Source organism: Tunturiibacter empetritectus (genome assembly GCF_014201375.1).
GTDB classification, from domain to species: Bacteria; Acidobacteriota; Terriglobia; order Terriglobales; family Acidobacteriaceae; genus Edaphobacter; species Edaphobacter lichenicola_D.
On the sequence record NZ_JACHDZ010000004.1, the window covers coordinates 473,889 to 493,038 of the forward strand.

General features: G+C 58.8%; 16 protein-coding genes and 1 tRNA gene. 12 read left to right on the forward strand and 5 right to left on the reverse strand.

The annotated features are described in order from the left end of the window. Positions 1-13: 13 nt before the first annotated feature. The gene (ggt, locus tag HDF10_RS14075; RefSeq protein WP_183814448.1) at positions 14-1,804 is read right to left on the reverse strand and encodes a gamma-glutamyltransferase; all 1,791 of its coding nucleotides are present in this window, start codon (positions 1,802-1,804) and stop codon (positions 14-16) included. Between the two features lie 114 nt (positions 1,805-1,918). On the opposite strand from ggt, the gene HDF10_RS14080 reads away from it, so the two are divergent. The 8 genes from HDF10_RS14080 to rplI all read left to right on the forward strand — a co-directional run bounded on the left by HDF10_RS14080 (position 1,919) and on the right by rplI (position 7,789). Further along, positions 1,919-3,097: a 4-(cytidine 5'-diphospho)-2-C-methyl-D-erythritol kinase gene (locus HDF10_RS14080; RefSeq protein WP_183814450.1), complete on the forward strand. Its 1,179-nt coding sequence runs from the start codon at positions 1,919-1,921 to the stop codon at positions 3,095-3,097. Positions 3,098-3,139: 42 nt separating this feature from the next. Beyond that, positions 3,140-3,213 (forward strand) — tRNA-Gln (locus HDF10_RS14085). A 268-nt stretch (positions 3,214-3,481) separates the two neighbouring features. After that, positions 3,482-4,600 (forward strand): ribose-phosphate diphosphokinase, encoded by a 1,119-nt coding sequence (locus tag HDF10_RS14090; RefSeq protein ID WP_455685152.1) that lies wholly within the window; start codon positions 3,482-3,484, stop codon positions 4,598-4,600. 85 nt (positions 4,601-4,685) lie between these two features. Next, on the forward strand, positions 4,686-5,387 hold the full coding sequence (locus tag HDF10_RS14095; protein ID WP_183814452.1) for a 50S ribosomal protein L25: 702 nt from the start codon (positions 4,686-4,688) through the stop codon (positions 5,385-5,387). Positions 5,388-5,455: 68 nt separating this feature from the next. Further along, complete coding sequence (gene pth / locus HDF10_RS14100) at positions 5,456-6,085, forward strand: aminoacyl-tRNA hydrolase (RefSeq protein WP_183814454.1); 630 nt, start codon at positions 5,456-5,458, stop codon at positions 6,083-6,085. 115 nt (positions 6,086-6,200) lie between these two features. Continuing rightward, the gene (rpsF, locus tag HDF10_RS14105) at positions 6,201-6,704 is read left to right on the forward strand and encodes a 30S ribosomal protein S6 (protein ID WP_183814456.1); all 504 of its coding nucleotides are present in this window, start codon (positions 6,201-6,203) and stop codon (positions 6,702-6,704) included. A gap of 163 nt (positions 6,705-6,867) precedes the next feature. Then, positions 6,868-7,218 (forward strand): 30S ribosomal protein S18, encoded by a 351-nt coding sequence (gene rpsR, locus HDF10_RS14110; protein WP_183814458.1) that lies wholly within the window; start codon positions 6,868-6,870, stop codon positions 7,216-7,218. A 91-nt stretch (positions 7,219-7,309) separates the two neighbouring features. Further along, positions 7,310-7,789, forward strand: coding sequence for a 50S ribosomal protein L9 (rplI, locus tag HDF10_RS14115; RefSeq protein WP_183814460.1), 480 nt, complete (start codon positions 7,310-7,312; stop codon positions 7,787-7,789). A gap of 100 nt (positions 7,790-7,889) precedes the next feature. Here the strand turns inward: rplI and HDF10_RS14120 are convergent, their stop codons facing one another. Next, on the reverse strand, positions 7,890-9,164 hold the full coding sequence (locus HDF10_RS14120) for an ABC transporter permease (RefSeq protein WP_183814462.1): 1,275 nt from the start codon (positions 9,162-9,164) through the stop codon (positions 7,890-7,892). Positions 9,165-9,436: 272 nt separating this feature from the next. On the opposite strand from HDF10_RS14120, the gene HDF10_RS14125 reads away from it, so the two are divergent. Continuing rightward, a complete protein-coding gene (locus HDF10_RS14125; RefSeq protein ID WP_260177883.1) occupies positions 9,437-11,332 on the forward strand; it encodes a beta-N-acetylhexosaminidase in 1,896 nt (631 codons plus the stop codon). A gap of 232 nt (positions 11,333-11,564) precedes the next feature. On the opposite strand, the gene HDF10_RS14130 is transcribed toward HDF10_RS14125, so the two are convergent. Beyond that, positions 11,565-12,323 carry an SGNH/GDSL hydrolase family protein gene (locus HDF10_RS14130; protein ID WP_260177884.1) on the reverse strand — a complete coding sequence of 253 codons (759 nt, stop codon included), beginning with the start codon at positions 12,321-12,323 and terminating at the stop codon, positions 11,565-11,567. 86 nt (positions 12,324-12,409) lie between these two features. On the opposite strand from HDF10_RS14130, the gene HDF10_RS14135 reads away from it, so the two are divergent. From HDF10_RS14135 to asnS, 3 genes are read left to right on the forward strand one after another with little or no spacing between them, the layout of a single operon-like run. Then, positions 12,410-13,309, forward strand: a complete 900-nt coding sequence (locus HDF10_RS14135; protein ID WP_311732758.1) for a sugar phosphate isomerase/epimerase family protein — start codon at positions 12,410-12,412, stop codon at positions 13,307-13,309. Beyond that, on the forward strand, positions 13,306-13,752 hold the full coding sequence (locus HDF10_RS14140; RefSeq protein ID WP_183814464.1) for a hypothetical protein: 447 nt from the start codon (positions 13,306-13,308) through the stop codon (positions 13,750-13,752). The genes HDF10_RS14135 and HDF10_RS14140 overlap by 4 nt, the downstream gene beginning before the upstream one ends. A 15-nt stretch (positions 13,753-13,767) precedes the next feature. Beyond that, complete coding sequence (gene asnS / locus HDF10_RS14145; protein WP_183814466.1) at positions 13,768-15,120, forward strand: asparagine--tRNA ligase; 1,353 nt, start codon at positions 13,768-13,770, stop codon at positions 15,118-15,120. Positions 15,121-15,181: 61 nt separating this feature from the next. Here asnS and HDF10_RS14150 read toward each other — a convergent pair whose 3' ends face one another. Together HDF10_RS14150 and HDF10_RS14155 are read right to left on the reverse strand one after the other, a co-directional pair. Continuing rightward, positions 15,182-16,714, reverse strand: coding sequence for a DUF1254 domain-containing protein (locus HDF10_RS14150; RefSeq protein WP_183814468.1), 1,533 nt, complete (start codon positions 16,712-16,714; stop codon positions 15,182-15,184). 385 nt (positions 16,715-17,099) lie between these two features. Beyond that, positions 17,100-18,476: an energy transducer TonB gene (locus tag HDF10_RS14155; protein WP_183814470.1), complete on the reverse strand. Its 1,377-nt coding sequence runs from the start codon at positions 18,474-18,476 to the stop codon at positions 17,100-17,102. Positions 18,477-19,150: the final 674 nt, after the last annotated feature.

A 19,150-nucleotide genomic window follows, 5' to 3' on the forward strand; every position in this document is an offset into this window, starting at 1 on the left:
GTCGGCCACCGCTTCAATATCCCGCAGCCTTCCCGTAGTGGCGGCGGTTGTCATGGCCACCGAGTAGTTCGTGAGTCTTGGGGTCGACTGCGATGAGTTCGCTGTCGCCCCAGGTGCCGGGGTTGTGTTCATCGCCGACGGCAAGGTGATTCACGTTGTACCCCATAGCCTTGAGCTGTTCCGCGACCTCGGGGGAGAACTTCTTTTCAAGGTCGAGACGATCCGGCAAATACTGATGATGAAAGCGCGGCGCATCGGCGGCCTGCTGAATGTTCAGGCCGTTATCGACGCAGCTGAGCAGGTCGTTTGCCACAGTAGTGATGATGGTCGAGCCGCCGGGAGTGCCCAGAACATACGCCACTCTAGCGCGGCGAAAGAGGCCGCCCTTCGTCGTGACGATGGTGGGAGTCATAGCAGAGAGCGGGCGCTTGCCTGGAGCAATGGAGTTGGCGGGGCCTTGAATGAGACCGTACATATTCGGCACACCCATCTTGGAGGCGAAGTCGTCCATCTCGTTATTCATCAGAAAGCCGAGGCCCTCCACCGTCACGCCCGAGCCGAAGGTGCCGTTGAGCGTATACGTGTTGGAGACGGCATTGCCATCGGCGTCGATGATGGAGAAGTGGGTGGTCTGGGTAGACTCGTGCGCGACGGGCTGAAGCTGCGGAGGAGGCGGCATGAAGCCGACAGGCCGGACGAGGTCTTTGGAAGGCGTTGGCGATGCCGGTTGAATCGAGCTTCGCCACGCAGCCGCGTAGGCAGGATTCGCCATCTCTTTCAGTGGCTGCGGCGTAAAGTCAGGATCGCCGAGATAGTCGGCGCGGTCCATGTAGGCTCGGCGAAAGGCCTCGGTGATGACGTTAACCTGCGGCGCAGACCGATCCGGACCTAGCCTGGGCAGGTTGTAGGTCGAGAGGATGTTGAGGATCTCCACCAGAACGATGCCGCCGGACGAGGGCGGAGGCGCGGTGATTATGTTGTAACCATGGTAGGCACCTTTTACCGGCTCGCGATCCTTCACCTCGTAAGCAGCGAGATCGGCAGCAGTGATAAGACCGCCGCCGGCCTGTTCAAACGCGGCGATCTGTTTCGCCATCTCGCCCTTGTAGAAGTTATCGGGATTCACCGCGATGCGCGTCAGCGTTGCGGCCAGCAGAGGCTGCTTGAACGTATCGCCTCCCTTGTAGAAGTCGCCGTCGCGCTGGAAGATGTGTGCGGAGGTTGGGAAGCGAGCGAGCATCTTGCTGTGAAGATTCTGCGCCTCCTCGGCAGAGAGCACGTAGCCATCGGTGGCCAGGTGGATTGCAGGCGCCATGTCCTGTTGCAGGGTCAGCTTTCCGAAGTGGCTCTGCGCATAGACGAGTCCGGCGACGGTGCCAGGCACCCCGGACGCTTTGTACCCAACTGTTGAAAGGCCGGGAACGACGTTCTTCTGCTCGTCCAGGTACATATCGCGGCTCGCAGCAGCAGGAGCCTTCTCGCGGTAGTCGAGGAAGTGGGTCTTGAATCCAAAGGGGCCGTGCTTCATGCGAATCAGCATGAAGCCGCCACCACCCAGATTGCCATCCTGCGGATGTACCACAGCCAGGGAGAAGGCGACTGCGACAGCAGCGTCGATGGCGTTCCCGCCCTGCTTCAGGATGGCGAGGCCCGCGTCGGTAGCATCGTGGTGAATCGTGACAACCATCGCGTGCTTTGCCCGAACAGGCTCTTCGGAGGCTGAAGCGATGGTCTGCGCTCCGAGCGAATTTGCAATGAGGGCTAGTCCGACGGTAGCTGCGAAGACACGGGTGCCAGCTGGCATTCAGGGCTCCAGAAAGTTTGTGGATGAGCGCTGTGATCAGCATAGCTGAGGACAGCGTCCGAAATAATGGCCTGATTGGTCCTCGGCGGCGCAGGGTCGGTAGAATCATAGGTCATGTCTACGCGTGTTCGTTCGTACTCGAAGATCAATCTAGGGTTGGCGATCGGGCCGGTGCGTCCGGATGGCTTTCATTGCCTGACGACGCTCTACCAGACGCTGGACCTGCATGATCTAGTCACGGTCAAGGCCAGGCGAGCGTCCGCAACCAGGATCTTGCTGACGACCAACCATCCGTTTGTTCCACGCGATGGGAGAAACACGGCCTGGCGGATGGTGGAGCGGACGCTGGTTCGGTTGGGAATCACCGCAGAGGTCGATATAAATATAGATAAGAGGCTTCCCGTTCAAGGGGGAATGGGAGCCGGCTCGGCCAACGCCGCGGCGGCCCTGTTGGCGCTGGAGAAGGAGCTTGGCGAAGCTCTCCCGGGAGTTGAAAGGCTGAAGCTGGCGGCGGAGATCGGGTCGGATGTGCCTTTGTTTCTGCTGGGTGGGTCGGTTCTGGGACTGGGGCGGGGGGAGCAGGTTGTGCCCATGCCAGACCTTCCCAGGACCTGGTGTGTCGTCGCAGTGCCAGCGGTGGGCGTCTCAACGCCAGCTGCCTTCAAAGACTGGGATGCACGACTGGCGGCCGAGGCTGAGCGACACGCCATTGATAATAAGCAGGTTATAGGATCTGGTGAGGGAGAGTTGGGAGAAGGCCACGGCGTGACCCGGGTGCTGGGGTTGACTTCCAACCCTCAAGTTGATAGGCTACAGGAGTTGAGTCTTGCTTACTCATCCCTCTCTGCCCGAACCGGCATTAGCCTGACGGAAAAGACAGACGATAGTAGGCCCGGCACCTCCGGTATCGTTCGCGATCCTAATCCTGAGAAAAAACAGGGTTTGCCTGGTGTAAATCAGTCTGACGCGATGAACGATCTGGCCGAGAATACCCTTCTCGCGCTTGTCCGCACCGGGATTGGAAGCGATGGTCTTCAAAATGATTTTGAAGAGGTCGTCTTTCCTCAGTATCCCTCCTTGCGAATAACCAAGCGTCAATTGATGGGTAGTGATTTGGGCAGTCCGGCTATTTACGCGGCGCTGTCAGGTTCTGGCTCTGCTCTGTTTGGACTTTACCGGTCCGAGCGGGATGCAAAGGCAGCTCAACTGCGCGTCCAGTCCTCTGGGGTTCAGGCCCTCCTGACGGAGACCTTGCCTCGAACCGAGTACTGGAACAGAATGTTCGCGGAGTGACCTCGCCGGTCAAGTAAAATCAAACTGCATCCGGCGATGTACTGGGCGATCGACTAACGGTAGGTCAAGTGCCTTTGGAGCACTTTGTCTAGGTTCGAATCCTAGTCGCCCAACCAGAAAGTCGACGCCAGATGCGACGAGCGAGATTAGGGAGTCTTGTAGAGATGTAAGGCGGCAGCAACAACTTGCCGCAGGATGAAGACGATTTTGGACTCTGCGGAAAACAGCGCGGAGAAAGAAGTACGAAGTTTGAAGAACCGAAGTCTTTTGGTTTTTTTGAAGAGTCCGCAACGAGGATTTCAGAAGAAGTAACGGGGCCGCAACAAGGCCACCGAAGACAGTGCAGCAGGAACATTCAAGGTCAACCAGCCTGGAGGGTTTCACGTGAACGAGCGAAACACGACTGCGGTTCTTTCCCCTATTTCAGAGCAGGCTGAAGAGACAGAAACAAGCTCTCAGCCTGCGAGCGCGCCTTCTACACAGGGCGGACATACAAAAGGACCTCAAGGGCCGCGGGTACCAGAACCAGCTCCGGAAAAAAAGCGCCCGGGCCGGCTGGCAGATGACAAGCGCATCAAGATTTTTTGCGGATCGTCCAACAAGCCTTTGGCCGAGGAGATCTGCAAGTTCGTCGGTGTGCCGCTGGGCGAGACCCGGTTGCAGAGATTCTCCGACGGCGAGGTTCATTTTCAGCTGCTCGAGAACGTTCGCGGTGCGGATGTCTTTCTCGTGCAGCCTACGTGTTTTCCGGTCGATCAGCACCTTGTCGAGCTGCTGATCATGATGGATGCGCTCAAGCGTGCCTCAGCCGGACGAATCACGGTTGTCATTCCCTACTATGGCTACGCCCGGCAGGACAGAAAAGACCGTCCGCGCGTTGCCATTACGTCGAAGCTGGTTGCCGATCTTCTGACCACCGCCGGTGCAAACCGCGCTCTGCTCGTCGATCTGCACGCAGCCCAGATTCAGGGGTTCTTCAATATCCCGGTCGATCATCTGTTCGCCAGCCCGGTGCTGGTGAGCTACTTCCGGGAGCTTGACCTGCCCAATCTGACGGTTGTTTCGCCGGATGCAGGGGGCGTGGAGCGTGCGCGCTTCTTCGCCAAGAAGCTGGATGTACCGTTGGCCATCGTCGACAAGCGGCGGACCGACATCAATGTCACAGAGGTGATGAACGTGATCGGCGATGTACAGGGCCGGACGTGCTTGATCCTCGACGACATCATCGACACCGCCGGAACATTGGTGAAGACGGTGGATGCGCTGCTGGCCGAGGGCGCGGAAAAAGTTTATGCGTGCGCGACGCATCCGGTGCTCTCGGGCCCGGCGGTCGAGCGTATCGCAGCCTCACGATTGGAGCAGTTGATCGTGACCAATACCATCCCTCTGCGCGAAGATGCGCTGAAGGTGGAGAAGATTAAAGTGCTTTCGATTGCAGGTCTGCTTGGCCGCGCGATCGAGAGTATTCACATGGAGACCAGCGTCAGTACGCTGTTCAACTAGGTCGCAATCAGCTACAGGCGGCCTGGATTAACCCAGGTAGCGAAGGGAGCAGAGCTCAACTCTGTGCCCGAAAGGAAGATTCATCATGGCATCATCCACTATCGAAGCAGTCGTCGCAACGCCCCGCGAGGGCAAGTTCAACAAGAACGCCGCTCGTCGGGTTCGTGTCTCCGGCAAGATTCCCGCGGTCGTCTACGGCGCAGGCCAGGACGCAGTCGCCGTTGCGGTCGACCCCAAGGTCATCACCAAAATTCTCCACTCCGACTCCGGTCACAACACCATCTTCGACCTCAACGTCGAAGGCTCTGCCATTGTGAAGGCCATGATCGTCGACTGGCAGCATGAGCCGATCAAAGGCAGCCTGCTGCACATCGACCTGAAGCGCATCGCGATGGACAAGATGATGATCGTTTCAGTGCCGATCCAACTGGTTGGCGTTCCTGTCGGCGTCAAGTCGCAGGGTGGCATCCTCGAGCACGTTATGCGTGAAGTTGAGATCGAGTGCCTGCCCAACGACATTCCGAGCCACCTCGATGTCGATGTCTCCAACCTCGAATTGCACGGCATCATCCACGTCTCCGATCTGCCGCACTCCGGCAGCATCAAGTTCCTTGGCGAAGAGGGCGCGACGGTTGCACACGTCACCATCATCAAGGAAGAGGTTGTGGCTGTTGATGCAGTGGTTGCCGCACCCGCTGAGCCAGAGGTTGCCAAGAAGGGCAAGACAGATGCAGCCGCCCCGGCCGCTGCTCCTGCTGCCGATGCCAAGGACGCGAAGAAGAAGTAGTTTTGCGCGGCCTGCCGGTCTTTCGGGATCTGCAGGCCGCCTGAGTTTGCTGGAAAGGGAAACAAAGCGTGAAGTTGATTGTCGGTCTCGGCAACCCCGGTATCGAGTATCAGTTCACGCCGCACAACGCTGGCTTTCTCGCAGTGGATCGCATCGCGGACGACTGCGGCGTGGTCCTCTCCAATCGCCGGGGACGGGCTCTCACGGCAAAGGCGAGGCTTGCAGGACACGAGGTTCTGCTCGCTAAACCTGAGACGTACATGAATCTGAGCGGGCTTTCGGTCGCCGCACTGGTTCAGGAGCTTGAGATTCAAATCCCGTCCGAGGACCTGATTGTCCTCTATGACGAGCTTGCATTTCCGCTGGGCAGGCTACGCATCAGCGCGAACGGCAGGGCGAACGGGCACAACGGAGTCAAGTCGGTCTCCGGTGCGCTTGGAACGGAAGAGTGGTTGCGCGTCCGCATCGGCGTTGGGAAACCGGCGCTGGAGGATGGCAGAGAGATCAATGCTGGCGGCAGAGATTATCTGCTGTCGCAGTTTCGCAAGCAAGAGCTTGCGGTGCTGGATGAGGTGCTCGACAGGGCCAGAGGTGCTGTCGAAGCTGTGTTGACCGAAGGTGTTAGCGCCGCGATGAATAGGTTCAACCGGCGGCCAGACGATCCGGAAGATGGAGCGGATCAGCCGAAGGAGAAGTAAAGAAGCATTGGGTCAAGTGTAGTTGGCAATTAACCGCAGTCGAAATTCCAAACCGGGTTGGCAGAACAGACGCCAGCACGGTGCGAAGCAGAACTTCGCAGAAAGAAGTAATCGAATGAATCGTACCTACGAAATCATGTTCATCGTCCGTCCGGATGTTGAAGAAGCCGAACTCGACAAGCTGATTGAAGGCTTCTCCACGAACGTCACCAATGGTGGCGGCGAAATCAAGAGCGTCGAGAAGATGGGCCGTCGCCGGCTCGCCTACACCGTGCGCAAGTTCAACGACGGTTTCTACGTCCTGCTGAACGTCGCCGCAGCCGGTTCGCTGATCACCGAGATCGAGCGTCGTCTCCGCGTCTCCGAGCAGGTCATCAAGTTCATCACGGTTCGCATGGACGAAGAAGAGAAGCGTCTCGCCAAGGTCAAGGCCATCCGCGACACCAAGGTCAAGCGCAGCGCCCAGCCGATCGCAGCTCCAGTACAGGCTCCCGCAGCCGCACCGGATGCCGATGCTGCCAAGGCCGAGACCGAGGAAGAGAAGAAGCCAGTTGCAGCAGCTCCCGTTGAGCACGTCGCCTCCGACGCGCCGCCCGAGACTGTCTCCGCAGCGGTCTAACTTCGGCCTTCGTCCAAATATTCGCGATGAGATTCACCGCATCGCACAACGCACTACGATCACCAATCTTCGCTTCCAATCGACGGCACTTCGCCGATTGTTCAGAGGCTCCAACGCGAACCTGGAGCGAGGAGAGGCACAACGTATCTGAGAGGGAAATATCATGGCTGACGAAACCAGCACGCAATCCACTGAGCATCACGCACCAACACCCCGCCCGGCGCACTCTGGCCCTGGCGCCGGTCCTCGCACTCCACGCCCCGCAGGCGCACCCGGCGGCGGTCCTGGTGGTCGTAAGTTCTTCCGTCGCAAGAAGGTCTGCAAGTTCTGCACCGAGAAGATCGACGCCATATCCTACCGCGACGTTCGCCTGCTTCAGGGCTTCGTTGCCGAGCGTGGCAAGATCGTTCCCCGTCGCCTGACCGGCGTCTGCACACGCCACCAGCGCAAGCTCAGCCTGGCCATCAAGCAGTCGCGCAACATCGCCCTGCTCGCCTTCGCTGCACGCTTCTAACGCTTCCGCTGCGGCGGACTTGATTTGAGCGGAACTATTGGAACGCAAGACTGGCGGCATCGCGAGCCAGAGACGAAATCGGAGAAATGCAATGGAAGTCATTCTGAAGGAAGACGTAAACAAGCTCGGACATCGCGGCGACGTGGTCAAGGTCGCTGACGGCTACGGGCGCAACTATCTGCTGCCGGAGAAGCTCGCCATCGAGGCGACTTTCGCCAACAAGGCAGTCATCGACCAGATGAAGGCATCGGCGGTTCGCAAGTCCGCTAAGGAGAAGGCCGGGGCCGAGCAGTTGGCTACGCAGCTCTCTGAGGTTGAGCTTGTGTTCGAGCGCAAGGTCGGCGAGAACGAGCATCTCTTCGGCTCGGTCACCTCGGGCGACATCGCGCACCAGCTCGAAGCCAAGGGCTTCACCATCGATCGTCGCAAGATCTCCCTCGAGGAGCCGCTGAAGACGATCGGCGAGTATCACGTTCCCGTGAAGCTGCACCGCGAAGTCACCAGCCACGTCAAGGTGACGGTCAAGGGCGATCAGCCGGAAGCCGAAGCAGCTGCCACGACCACCGCGTAATTTACGAACCTCGAAACATAAAACGCATCGTCCACGCAGATCTCTTGCGAAGGGCGATGCGTTTTTATTTGTAACTGTTAGTGCTCAGACAGGAACGATGCTATTCGTACTTCAGTGTCTGAACAGGATCGAGTCTCGCTGCACGATTCGCCGGCAGCGTTCCAAACAGCACTCCAACCAGCACTGAACTGCCCAGCGAAAAGACAACCGACCAGGGATTGATCGGAATTTTAAATGGTGTGAGCAGGCCTAGGGTGAAGGGAATCGCAAGGCCGAGAATAGTCCCGATGATCCCGCCGCTCAACGAGAGAAAGACCGCCTCTGTCAAAAACTGCATTCGAATCTCGCGGCTCGTCGCACCCAGCGCCTTACGAATTCCAATCTCTTTCAGTCTCGACTGCACGTTCGCGAGCATGCTGTTCATAATGCCGACGCCGCTCACGATCATCGTGATGCCCGCGCCCAGCGTAAGAACGATAGTAAGCATGTCAGCGATCTTCGCCATGCTTGTGAGAAGATCGGTCAATGTAGCAGCGGTGTAGACCGAGCCCGCATAGTGACGCGACCGCACAATCTCAAGAATGCGGTCACTCGCCGGAACCACCATGGAGGCGCTGCGCATCGTAAAAAAAATCTCTTTTAGCGAGTTTGTGCCGGTAAAGTAACGCACCACAGGGTAGGGCACAAGCATAGTGTGGTCGCTGATCTCCGACTGTCCGTAGGTGTCAAACGCCTCCCTGAATACGCCGATGACGACGAACGGTATGCCTTTGATGCTGATCGTCTTTCCGACAGCCGCGTTTGCGCTGCCATACAACTCTTCTGCGAAGGGCTTGACGATCACGGCGACTTTCTCATGGGCCAGCTCATCCTGATCGTCGAAAAAACGCCCCGACACAATGATGAGATTGCGCACAACCCGATACTCCGGAGACACGCCAAGGAGCGTTGTCTGCTTCGTGATGCCCCCGCCAAGGCTCACATTGTCGTGATACTCCAGCATGGGAGACGATGCAACAATGCCCGGAACCTGATCAATGACGGCATGCAGATCATCGAGCGTCATGTAGTCCGGCGTGCTCGTGTTCTCTGGTCCGCTGATGTTGCCACCGCCGTACTGCAGTTCAACCTTGTTAGGTCCGATGCTGGTTAACTGATCCAGGGCATACTGTTTGCCGGTGGATCCAAGCGTCGCAACCAGAATAATCGACATCGAGCCGATGACCATGCCGAGCATGGTGAGCAGAAACCGCGTCTTACTCGCGCGGAAGCTATCGACGGCGAGCCTCGCAACCTCGCTGAACATCATCGTCGAACGCGCGCTGGCCAGCGTACGGTCGAAGGAGCTCGGTTTAGGAAGGTTCGTGGTTGCCATCGGCTTAAACCATTAGACGCCTACCAGTATCGCAGCGGTGCATGTTTCCTGGTAACCCAAACGCCAGACTCCAGCCGCTGCTTCTCCTGGGTAGCCGTCTCATCAATAGCCCGAAGCTCCCAGGCCGGCCCCGGGCGATAAACTATCGTAGTTCAAGAGAAGGCAGTCAATCGGTGCACTAAGTCACGAGCAATTGCCGTATTCGAAGCGGCTCGCCAGGCACCAGGAAGCCGAAGCCACACGAGCCACATGCAGCCATACAAGGAGCAACAATGAACCACGCATCGACCCTGCGCCACAGCTGCGGCAGAGGAATCAGCTTCGGAGTACTCTGCCTTATCGCCCCGCTCATGCTCACAGCCCAGTCGTCCCCCCTCCGCAACACGCTCCTTCCGGCGCCATCAAACATCACCGCCGGCCCCGGCTCCCTCTCCATCACCAAAGACTTCACCGTCTCCCTCAGCGGCGCGCACAACCCCATCCTCGAGGCCGCCACCCGCCGCGCCCTCGCGGGCCTCGAAACAAACACCGGCACTCCAATCAGCAAGGATCTCCAGTCTCCCGATCCCACCCTGACCATTCAGGTCGAAGATGCCACGGGCACCCTCCCCACGCTCGAAACCGACGAAACCTACTTCCTAAGCGCCACCTCCAGCAAGATCGTCCTCCATGCTCACACCGTCTTCGGCGCCCTCCACGGCCTCGAAACACTCCAGCAACTCGTGCAGGCCGAAGGCGGCCGCTACGTCATCCCTACCGTCGAGATCAACGACTCCCCACGCTTCCCCTGGCGCGGCTTTATGCTCGACGTCAGCCGCCACTTCATGCCTCTGCCCGTCATCTATCGCACACTCGACGGCATGGCCGCCGTCAAACTCAACGTCTTTCACTGGCACCTCACCGACGACCAGGGCTTCCGCATCGAGAGCAAGCGCTTCCCGTTGCTCACGTCGAAGGGCTCCGACGGCCTCTTCTACACCCAGGATCAGGTCCGAGACGTCATCGCCTACGCCGGCGCCCGCGGCATCCGCGTCGTGCCCGAGTTCGACATCCCCGGCCACGTCACCAGCTGGCTCGTCGGCATGCCCGAGCTTGGCAGCGTCCAGCGCCCCTACCGGATCTCCCGCACCTTCGGCATCTGGGACGGCGCGCTCGACCCCACCCGCGACAGCACCTACAACTTCCTCGACGCCTTTATCGGCGAGATGGCCGCCCTCTTCCCTGACGACTACCTGCACTTCGGCGGCGACGAAAGCAACGGCGCCGACTGGAAGGCCAACCCCTCCATCATCGCCTTCATGCACGCCCACAACATGAAGTCCACCGACGAGCTGCAGACCTACTTCAGCACCCGCGTCCTCGCGCTCGTCAATAAGCATCACAAACAAATGGTCGGCTGGGACGAGATCCTCACCCCCGGCACTCCCAAAGACGCCGTCATCCAAAGCTGGCGCGGCGTTGAATCGCTGGCCGTTGCCGCCAAACAAGGCAATCGCGGCATCCTCTCCGCGCCCTACTATCTCGACGCCATGAAGACAGCCGAACGCATGTACCTCGACGACCCCATCCCCGACAATTCCATCCTCACGCCAGACCAGCAGAAGCTCATCCTCGGCGGCGAGGTCTGCATGTGGGCCGAGCACATCACCGCGCAGACCGTCGACTCCCGCGTCTGGCCGCGCACCGCCGCCCTCGCCGAGCGCTTCTGGTCACCGCGCCAGACCCGCGACGTCCCAGACATGTACCGTCGCCTCGCGACCGAATCAATCCGGCTCGACGGCCTCGGCCTCACCCACATCTCCGGCCCCGAGTCCGGCCTGCGCCAGCTCGTAGGCAGCGAAGCCTCAGCCTCTCAGCTTGCCGTCCTCATCTCCACGCTCTCCCCGGTCCCGTTTCACGAACGCTACCACCAGCAGAAGACCTCACAGCTCACCCCCATGGGCAACGCCGTCGACTACACCCGACCCGACCCACCCCTCCGCGAAGACCTGCGCGTCCTCGTCGACCGCTACCTCCACAGCAGCGCTCCTGCCGACCACGCCGCCGCGCATCAGCAGCTTCAAACTCTCTTCCAGTCATGGATCGCCTCTGGCCCAGCGCTAGACGCCCTCGCTCCAGAACATCCGAAGCTAAACCAGCTCACTCTTCGCCGCAGCCAGCTCCCTTAACTCGGCCATCTGGGGATCCAATCCCTCGCATCGATCGAATCCCACACTCCACCGACCTCCACATGGGTCGAAGCCCAGAGCACTCTCCTCAAAACATCAGCAGACCACTCCGAACTAACCGACTTCGTCATCCTCCCGCCGCTACAACAACTAGTCGATACCGCCGGAAAGCTTTCCACCAGCAATTGAGCCGTAGCCTGCTTTGGTGAGGGATTCGCGAGGTGAACCGTCCCTACTTACCCAGCGTCTTATCGATCGCCGCGTGCGCGAGTGGCGTCATAATCGCATACCCCTTCGCGTTTGGATGCACTCCGTCGAAGCTGATCCCCGGCTTCATCCCTCCCGTTGCATCCACCAGCACCGAGTAGTAATCCAGGTACGTCAACGAGTGGTTTACGCAATATCCCCGCAGCCAGTCGTTCAGCGCCTTGATCTTCGACGCCGGTGCCAGGCCACTCCTCCAGGGATAGTCCAGCGTCGGCGTAATCGACGCCAGAATCACCCGAATCCCGTTCGCCTTTGCCAGGTCCACCATCGAACGAAAGTTATCTTCGGTCATCTCCGCGGTCATCGGCCCCGTATTTCCCGCGATGTCGTTTGTCCCCGCCAGAATGATCACCGCCGCCGGGTGCAGCTCGATCACGTCCTGCCGAAACCGCACCACCATCTGAGCCGTAGTCTGTCCGCTGATGCCCCGATTGATATAAGGTTCGCCTGGAAAGAACTCCCCCGTGTCCTCCCGCCGGCCCCAGGAATCCGTGATCGAGTCCCCATAAAATACAACCCGCTGCTCTCCTGCCGGCGCCGGCCCAAGCGTCGCATTGTCGACCCGGTATCGCCCCAGCTGGGGCCAATCCGCCAGCTTCGCCCGCATGATCTCCACCGGGTCCGGTCCTTCCACCCGAGCCACCACCTGCGAACACCCCATCCCGCTCATCGACACCATCGACCCCACCACAAGCGCCCACGTCAAAGTCTTCCTCGTCTTCATGTCGTCTCCCCCGTCTGTCCGATTCTAGCCGAACCTCTTCCGAACTCCTTCGATACCTTTCGGCTTCCTCTGCTGTACCTTAAGAGATGATGCAACCCGGTATCTCCACCCACGTCTTCCTCCCCCAGCGTCTCCACCCCGGCCTGCTCGACTCCCTCCACAAGGCCGGCGCTCAGGTCATCGAGCTCTTCGCCGCCCGCCACCACTTCGACTACACCGACCGCGCTGCCGTTCGCGATATCGCCACCTGGTTCAACTCCACCGGCGTCGGAGCCACCCTCCATCAGCCGCTCTATATCAGTGACCGCGCCGACGCCCAGTGGTCCCGCCATGTAGCCCCGAATCTCAACCTCATCGACCCCGAAAAGTCCCGCCGCATCTCGGCTATGGACGAGGTTAAGCGCGCCCTCGAGTCCGCCGAGCAGATTCCCATCTCCGCCTGCACCCTCCACCTCGGCTACAAGGACGACGCCTGGAACCTCCGCGCCCTCGAGAACTCCCTCACCGCCATCGAGCACCTCAAAGCCTTCGCGCATCCCCTTGGCGTCCGCATCCTGCTGGAAAATCTCCAGAACGAGATCACCACTCCCGAGCACCTCCTCGAGATCCTCAAAGTCGGCCACTTCGACCGCGTAGGCATTACCCTCGACGTAGGCCACGCGTATCTTTCAGCGCCCCCCGATAGTAGCCATTCCAGCCAGCCCAACAAAGGCATCGACGAAGCCTTCGAGCTCCTCAAGCCACGCATCGCCGAACTCCACATCCACGACAACCTAGGCCAAAAGGACGATCACCTCTGGCCCGGCACCGCCGGAATCGACTGGAAGAACATCGCGAGACACATCGCCACCCTCCCAGCCAACACCCCCGGCATTCTCGAGATCGCCCACGAACTCGAAGAGACCCCCGAATCCGCCACCGCCAAAGCCACGCAGACCTTCGACCTCCTCAAACGAGCCACCGAAGCCACCTCTTCCAAAGCATGAATCGCTCATATAAAGCTATCGCTTTGGTCTTTCTATTTGCGTCGGTCGTCATGACGGACGCACAGACGCTTAGAGTCCAGATTCTCAGCGGCAAGAGTGGCAAGCCAATAGCGAATGAGCACGTAAATCTTTTTAGAACTGGGGAGTTCGGCGATCTCGCCGGTGATCGTAATGTGCGAGGATTCAACACGGACGACGATGGCGTCATTGCAACGTCTGATATAGCTCCAGATATCCACTCATTTCTCGTTTCTGTCGATTGGCATCGTCAATGCACAGAAAATGAAAAGGTGAACCATATTGCGTTTTCGTTGCAGGAGATCTTCGCAAAAGGGGTCGTGAGCGAAAATACCTGTAAGTCGAAGGTAAAACGAACCGCCAAGCCCGGCACCCTGATTTTGTTCGTTCGCGACGAGACATTCTTCGAGAAGATGGCGCACTAGTAGACTGAAAGAGACATGTCTACCGAAACAACAACCTCCGCACCCCTTGCCACCATCGCCTCGCTCTCCGCCCATGAAGGCCAGACCATCACCCTCCGCGGCTGGCTCTACAACCTCCGCGCCTCGGGCAAGCTCCTCTTCCCCATCTTCCGCGATGGCACCGGCACTATCCAGGGCATCGTCCCCAAGGCCGCCGTCTCCGAAGAGGTCTTCGAGACACTGAAGAACCTTACGCTGGAATCAAGCCTCACCGTCACCGGCAAAGTCCGCGCCGACAGCCGCGCCCCCTCCGGCTTCGAACTCGACGTCGAAAGCATCGAAGTCCTCCAGCGTGTCCCCGAAGACACTCCCTTCCCCATCTCCCTCAAAGAGCACGGCGTCGACTTCCTCATGGAGCACCGCCATCTCTGGCTCCGCACCCCGCGCCAGTCCGCCATCCTCCGCGTCCGCGCCACCATCATGCGCGCGGCTTCAGAGTACTTTGACACCAACGGCTTCATCCGCACCGACCCACCCATCCTCACCCCCAACGCCTGCGAGGGCACCTCCGAGCTCTTCGAGATGGACTACTTCGACGACGACAAGGCCTACCTCACCCAGTCCGGCCAGCTCTACATCGAAGCCACTGCCCTCGCCCTCGGCAAGGTCTACAGCTTCGGCCCCACCTTCCGCGCAGAAAAATCTAAGACCCGCCGCCACCTCACCGAGTTCTGGATGATCGAACCCGAGGTCGCCTTCCTCGAGCTCGATGGCCTCCTCAACCTCGCCGAAGCCTTCATCACCCACATCGTCACCCGCGTCCTCGAGTCGCACCGCGCCGACCTCAAGGTCATCGGCAAAGACATCGCCAAACTCGAAGCCGTCATCACCCCCGACGGCTTCCCCCGCCTCTCCTACGACGAAGCCCACGCCATGCTCGAAAAGGCCTTCGCCGAAGGCAAGCTCGAAGCCCCCCACAAGTGCGGCGACGACTTCGGCTCCCCCGACGAGACCTACATCTCCAGCCAGTTCGACAAGCCCGTCATGATCCACCGCTACCCCGCCGCCTTCAAGGCCTTCTACATGCAGCCCGACCCGCTCGATCCCACCAAGGCCCTCTGCGTCGACGTCCTCGCCCCCGAGGGCTACGGCGAGATCATCGGCGGCTCCCAGCGCATCCACGACTACGACCTCCTCAAGTCCCGCATCGAGCAGCACGACCTGCCCCTCGCCGCCTTCCAGTGGTACCTCGACCTGCGCAAGTACGGCAGCGTTCCCCACGCAGGCTTCGGCATGGGCATCGAGCGCGCCGTAGCCTGGATCTGCGGCCTCGACCACGTCCGCGAAACCATCCCCTTCGCCCGCACCCTCAACCGCATCTATCCATAACAGCGTATCTCAGCCCGCAGCGGGACATCCCCAGTCCCGCTGCCGCTACCTCAAGTCAGCCCTAGTTCCTCACGATCCCCGGAGGAACCCAATCCTTGTTCAGAATCGCGTCCGCCGGCCAATACATCCTTAGAAAGGCGATATAGCCGCCCTTCGCAGGAGTAGGCAGCCAGTTGCAGAACTGCTTCGACCCCGCAGGTGGAGCCGTTGCCTGCAGATACAGATCCAGCGACCCGTCCCCGTTGAAGCACGCCGAGTGGTTCTGCACCATCGGCATTCCCACCGCATTCCAGTTCGCCGCAGGATCCGGGCTCGGCACCAGTTTGCCGTCCGCATCGTAGATCGTCAGCGACCAGAACCCTCCCGGATGCACTGGCGGAACACCACCCGCGTCCACGCCCACCGGGAGAAAGTGGATCGCGTAGTTCACATCGCCACGCAACTTAATTCCTCTCCCATCGGTCTGCGTATATCCGTACACAGCGTCTTCTTTCCGGTTCGCCCCAAGAGCTTGCTGTGCCACCTCCGCCCTCAGCAGATACCGTCTGCCATACACTCCCACGTCGAGCGACACCGTCCATCCCGTCGCCGTAGGTTTCGTCGCCGGCACATTATCCAGAATGCTGTTGGCCGCAGCCACGGCATCCTGCAGGTTCTCCAGCCTCGCCTTATGCAGCGTCGTGCAATCGAAGTTAGTCCCGGTCAGCGGAACGCTCCCCTTCGTCGGATCATCGTTCTTCACCACCAGCCCCAACCGCAGCAGACTCGGCGTAACCAGGTCGTCCTGTCCCGTGATCGGAAGATTGAAGTTCAACATCGCCGCGAGATTCTGGTAGAACGCGCACGCGTCCATCCCCGCCACCTGTCGCAGCGGCGGCGTCATCGTATCGGCCAGCGGCTGCACCGACAACGTGTCCGGCGGAGTGAATGTTTCCCCTGCCACGTATTTGCTCAGCGGAGTCAGCGTCAGCCCCGGATAGAGGTTCTTCACAATGTCTTTGATATCCCAATCAGATCCCGTCGTATAGATCCGGCCGATGATCCACATCGAGCTAGTCGGAATCTTGATCGTCTTCACCACCGGAATCGTAATCGCTGGCTGTTCATGCCCATTGCACGCCGGCCCCACCAGAGCATAGTTGCCCTCCGGGCTGCTCTTGTCCGTGCCCGGCGAATCCCCGCTCACCTCCGTCCAGCCGTCCAGCATCTGCATGATGAAGAAGCGGCCGCCAAAGTTTGGCAGATGAAGAATCACCGGCTCCTCGCACAGATTCAGAAACGACGAGGCGTAGAGCGTCGACGTGCTGGGAAGCACAACCGCCGTAAAGGTGGCGTTCGGCAGCACCGTCTCTTTTCCAAATTGATTGAGTGGAGCTGCGCCTAACTTAGTCATCGCGTCCGGAACCGTCGTCCCCGTTCGTCCCGTCACGCCGAACATCATCAGGGGGTAGCCATAGATGTAACTCACCACTCCATCGAATAGAGCAGGGGAAACGTCTCGCTGAATATCCTCCAGCGTCTGTCCGTACCCACACCTGCCCGCAACTGCGAGCATCACTAGGGCCACGAGGGTAACCTTGCATAGTCTCTTCATATTGTCTCCGTTTGAAAGTGAATTTCGACACCAGGGGCCGCTTCGGGGGGCCGATCAACAAGTTCGGGGGCCGATCAACAAGGTCGTCAGAATCTCAGAACGGGGAGAAAGAGATGAGATCCAGGCACGTCGAATACTCCGCATTATGCGGATTTGTGTGGAGTCATGGCTGGTAAGAATGAGGCCGTTGCGCACATGGCGAAACCTATGCACTTAGAGGGGAAGTGGCCCAAGCCAACAATCTACCTGCGCAGGAAACAAAATGTCTACAGGAAAGAGGTTAAAAATTGCCCCAGCAGTAGCTCTGCATTGCCACGCGCTTTCTCCATCAAGAGAACCACCAAGTTCAACAAAGCATTGAACCGCATCTTCCCGTAGCGCGACTTTATCGGGCAGCTTGAAAATTGACTGTGATAGTCGTCTCAATCTCTACGGGTGAGCCGTTCAGAAGATAGGGCCTGTAGGTCCAAACCTGGACGGCGCTAATCGCGGCTTTCGTCAAATCGGGATCAGCAGGTAGGACGGGGTCAAGACTAACAACCTGCCCCTCTTTACCAATGATTGCCGTAAGGACTACCTTCCCTCCGATTCCGCGCTCCCTCAGCGCCTGCGGGTACACGGGTGCAAACATCTTGATTCGTAACGAACTAGCGATCTGCGGCGAAACTTTGACTATCTCCATTCCAGATGGGGTCGCAAGCAATGAATCAGTGGAAGGCACTGAAGATCCTGCCGAGTTTTCTAATGTCGTCGCAAACTCAAAGGTAAGAGCAGCCTCTACCTGAACTGGACTACCTTGGCTGACGGCTGGCTTGAGCTTCCATTTGAGAAGCTGGTCGCGTGCCGCTTCCTGAAGGCCAGCGTTATCAGAGTTGAGTGGGTAAGCTTCACGGATTCTGCCGTCTCGATCGGCGGAGATATACATGCTAAGTCTTCCCCGCGTGTTGCCGCTGTGGACAGCTGGCCAGGTAAGCCCAGGCTGGCCGGAGGCAAGTTGATAAAACGCATCCTGGTTTATCTTGGCGCTTACTATCGGGCCTGAAGACGGGTCAGGAATATCCGGTAGAACAGGCAGGGTGGTTGATTTATCGATCTCCTCAAGCACCTCCACCGTTCCAACCAGATTTGTACCAGGTTCCGGATCGTTCACATATTTACGCGCGATTCGCTTCTTGCCGAAGTCTTGCGGATCCTGAAATTCAATATCGTAGCCGGGCCGGACGACGGATGAGAGTGTGCCGTCACTGTTGAAACAGATCACGGTAAATGCGTCGTTGTTAAGCGAGGCTGTTCCTATTTTGAACTGAGCGCGCGCGCAACTGGAACTGGGATGCCCATTCGTGGTCGTTGTTTGAACAATACGAGCACTGACCTGATTCCAAAACGCGGTATCTTCCAAAGGATCAATCGAAGCAGTAACAAAGCTTCGAAGCCAGATCGGATAGTAGTCGCTGCTGTCGCGTTCTTTTGTAACGCCTCCTTGCACCTCGATAGTCTGTCGAAAGTCAGGCGAATCGATGGCGCGTTGCCAGAGAGTCGCAGACTGCCAAAATTCCTCAATCGTGGCTCGATAGGGAGAATTCGGATTCGTCGGCTCCGATATAGAGACTTTCAGATGAAAAGGCCGAGCTTTTGGTCCTGTTAGTGATGAAAGCGTCTGAGCGTGCGTCAAGGCCGAGTTTGGACTGTCGTCAATCGCATAGGAGATACGACACAATGCCATAACCAAAAGGAGGCAGCTCATTCGAACGCTCTGTTTCATTTCAGCATTCTAACTAACAAATCCCTTGCTTTTCCAATTCGTAACTGGCAAAGTAACAAAGCGTAGGAGAAGCCCAATGAACACCAAATCGCACAACATGATGCGTAGATCCCCAGAGACGAACTATCTCTGCGGCGATCGCCGGGCTATACTTCTCACCTGCCAATAGCCGCTAGCGGACGATCCTACGCAACTCGCACGCACAAATAATTTCGATGAAGTGTCAGGAGAGACCTATCTCCTCACTTCTACGAGTTGTCCCCTGTCGCGGACGCTACGCGCACTCACGAAGCTGCGCCCGCAAATAATCCAGCCAGGCGCTGGTTAGAAAGAAAGGCCCGCCATGGGCAAGCCATACATCAAGGGCGGGACTCCGATTGGCTCGGACTCGCTCTGCAAAACGTGCTGCTACGCGCACATTATGATCGGTTACCGAGAGTCGGAGATGGTCACAATGTGCAATGAAGTCCACCCCAACATCGTCGTCCCGTCCTCATCTACGAGTGTTCGAGCTACTACGACAAGAACCGGCCGAACTACGAGCAGATGCAGAAGCTCGCCATCGATGTCACACCGGGCCCGCTCAAGCCTGTGGGTTTCAAGATCGGCATCGGCTTCCAAGAAGCTGCTCTCGCACGCATCTGTGACGACGAAGACGATGAGTAGCCAACCCG

Bases quoted from the DNA above. Each gene is read 5' to 3' on its own strand.
- rplI (WP_183814460.1), top strand. From the start codon at position 7,310: ATGGAAGTCATTCTGAAGGAAGACGTAAACAAGCTCGGACATCGCGGC.
- HDF10_RS14150 (WP_183814468.1), bottom strand. From the start codon at position 16,714: ATGAAGAGACTATGCAAGGTTACCCTCGTGGCCCTAGTGATGCTCGCA.
- HDF10_RS14155 (WP_183814470.1), bottom strand. From the start codon at position 18,476: ATGAAACAGAGCGTTCGAATGAGCTGCCTCCTTTTGGTTATGGCATTG.
- HDF10_RS14095 (WP_183814452.1), top strand. From the start codon at position 4,686: ATGGCATCATCCACTATCGAAGCAGTCGTCGCAACGCCCCGCGAGGGC.
- rpsF (WP_183814456.1), top strand. From the start codon at position 6,201: ATGAATCGTACCTACGAAATCATGTTCATCGTCCGTCCGGATGTTGAA.
- HDF10_RS14140 (WP_183814464.1), top strand. From the start codon at position 13,306: ATGAATCGCTCATATAAAGCTATCGCTTTGGTCTTTCTATTTGCGTCG.
- rpsR (WP_183814458.1), top strand. From the start codon at position 6,868: ATGGCTGACGAAACCAGCACGCAATCCACTGAGCATCACGCACCAACA.
- HDF10_RS14080 (WP_183814450.1), top strand. From the start codon at position 1,919: ATGTCTACGCGTGTTCGTTCGTACTCGAAGATCAATCTAGGGTTGGCG.
- asnS (WP_183814466.1), top strand. From the start codon at position 13,768: ATGTCTACCGAAACAACAACCTCCGCACCCCTTGCCACCATCGCCTCG.
- HDF10_RS14130 (WP_260177884.1), bottom strand. From the start codon at position 12,323: ATGAAGACGAGGAAGACTTTGACGTGGGCGCTTGTGGTGGGGTCGATG.
- HDF10_RS14125 (WP_260177883.1), top strand. From the start codon at position 9,437: ATGAACCACGCATCGACCCTGCGCCACAGCTGCGGCAGAGGAATCAGC.
- ggt (WP_183814448.1), bottom strand. From the start codon at position 1,804: ATGCCAGCTGGCACCCGTGTCTTCGCAGCTACCGTCGGACTAGCCCTC.
- HDF10_RS14120 (WP_183814462.1), bottom strand. From the start codon at position 9,164: ATGGCAACCACGAACCTTCCTAAACCGAGCTCCTTCGACCGTACGCTG.
- HDF10_RS14135 (WP_311732758.1), top strand. From the start codon at position 12,410: ATGATGCAACCCGGTATCTCCACCCACGTCTTCCTCCCCCAGCGTCTC.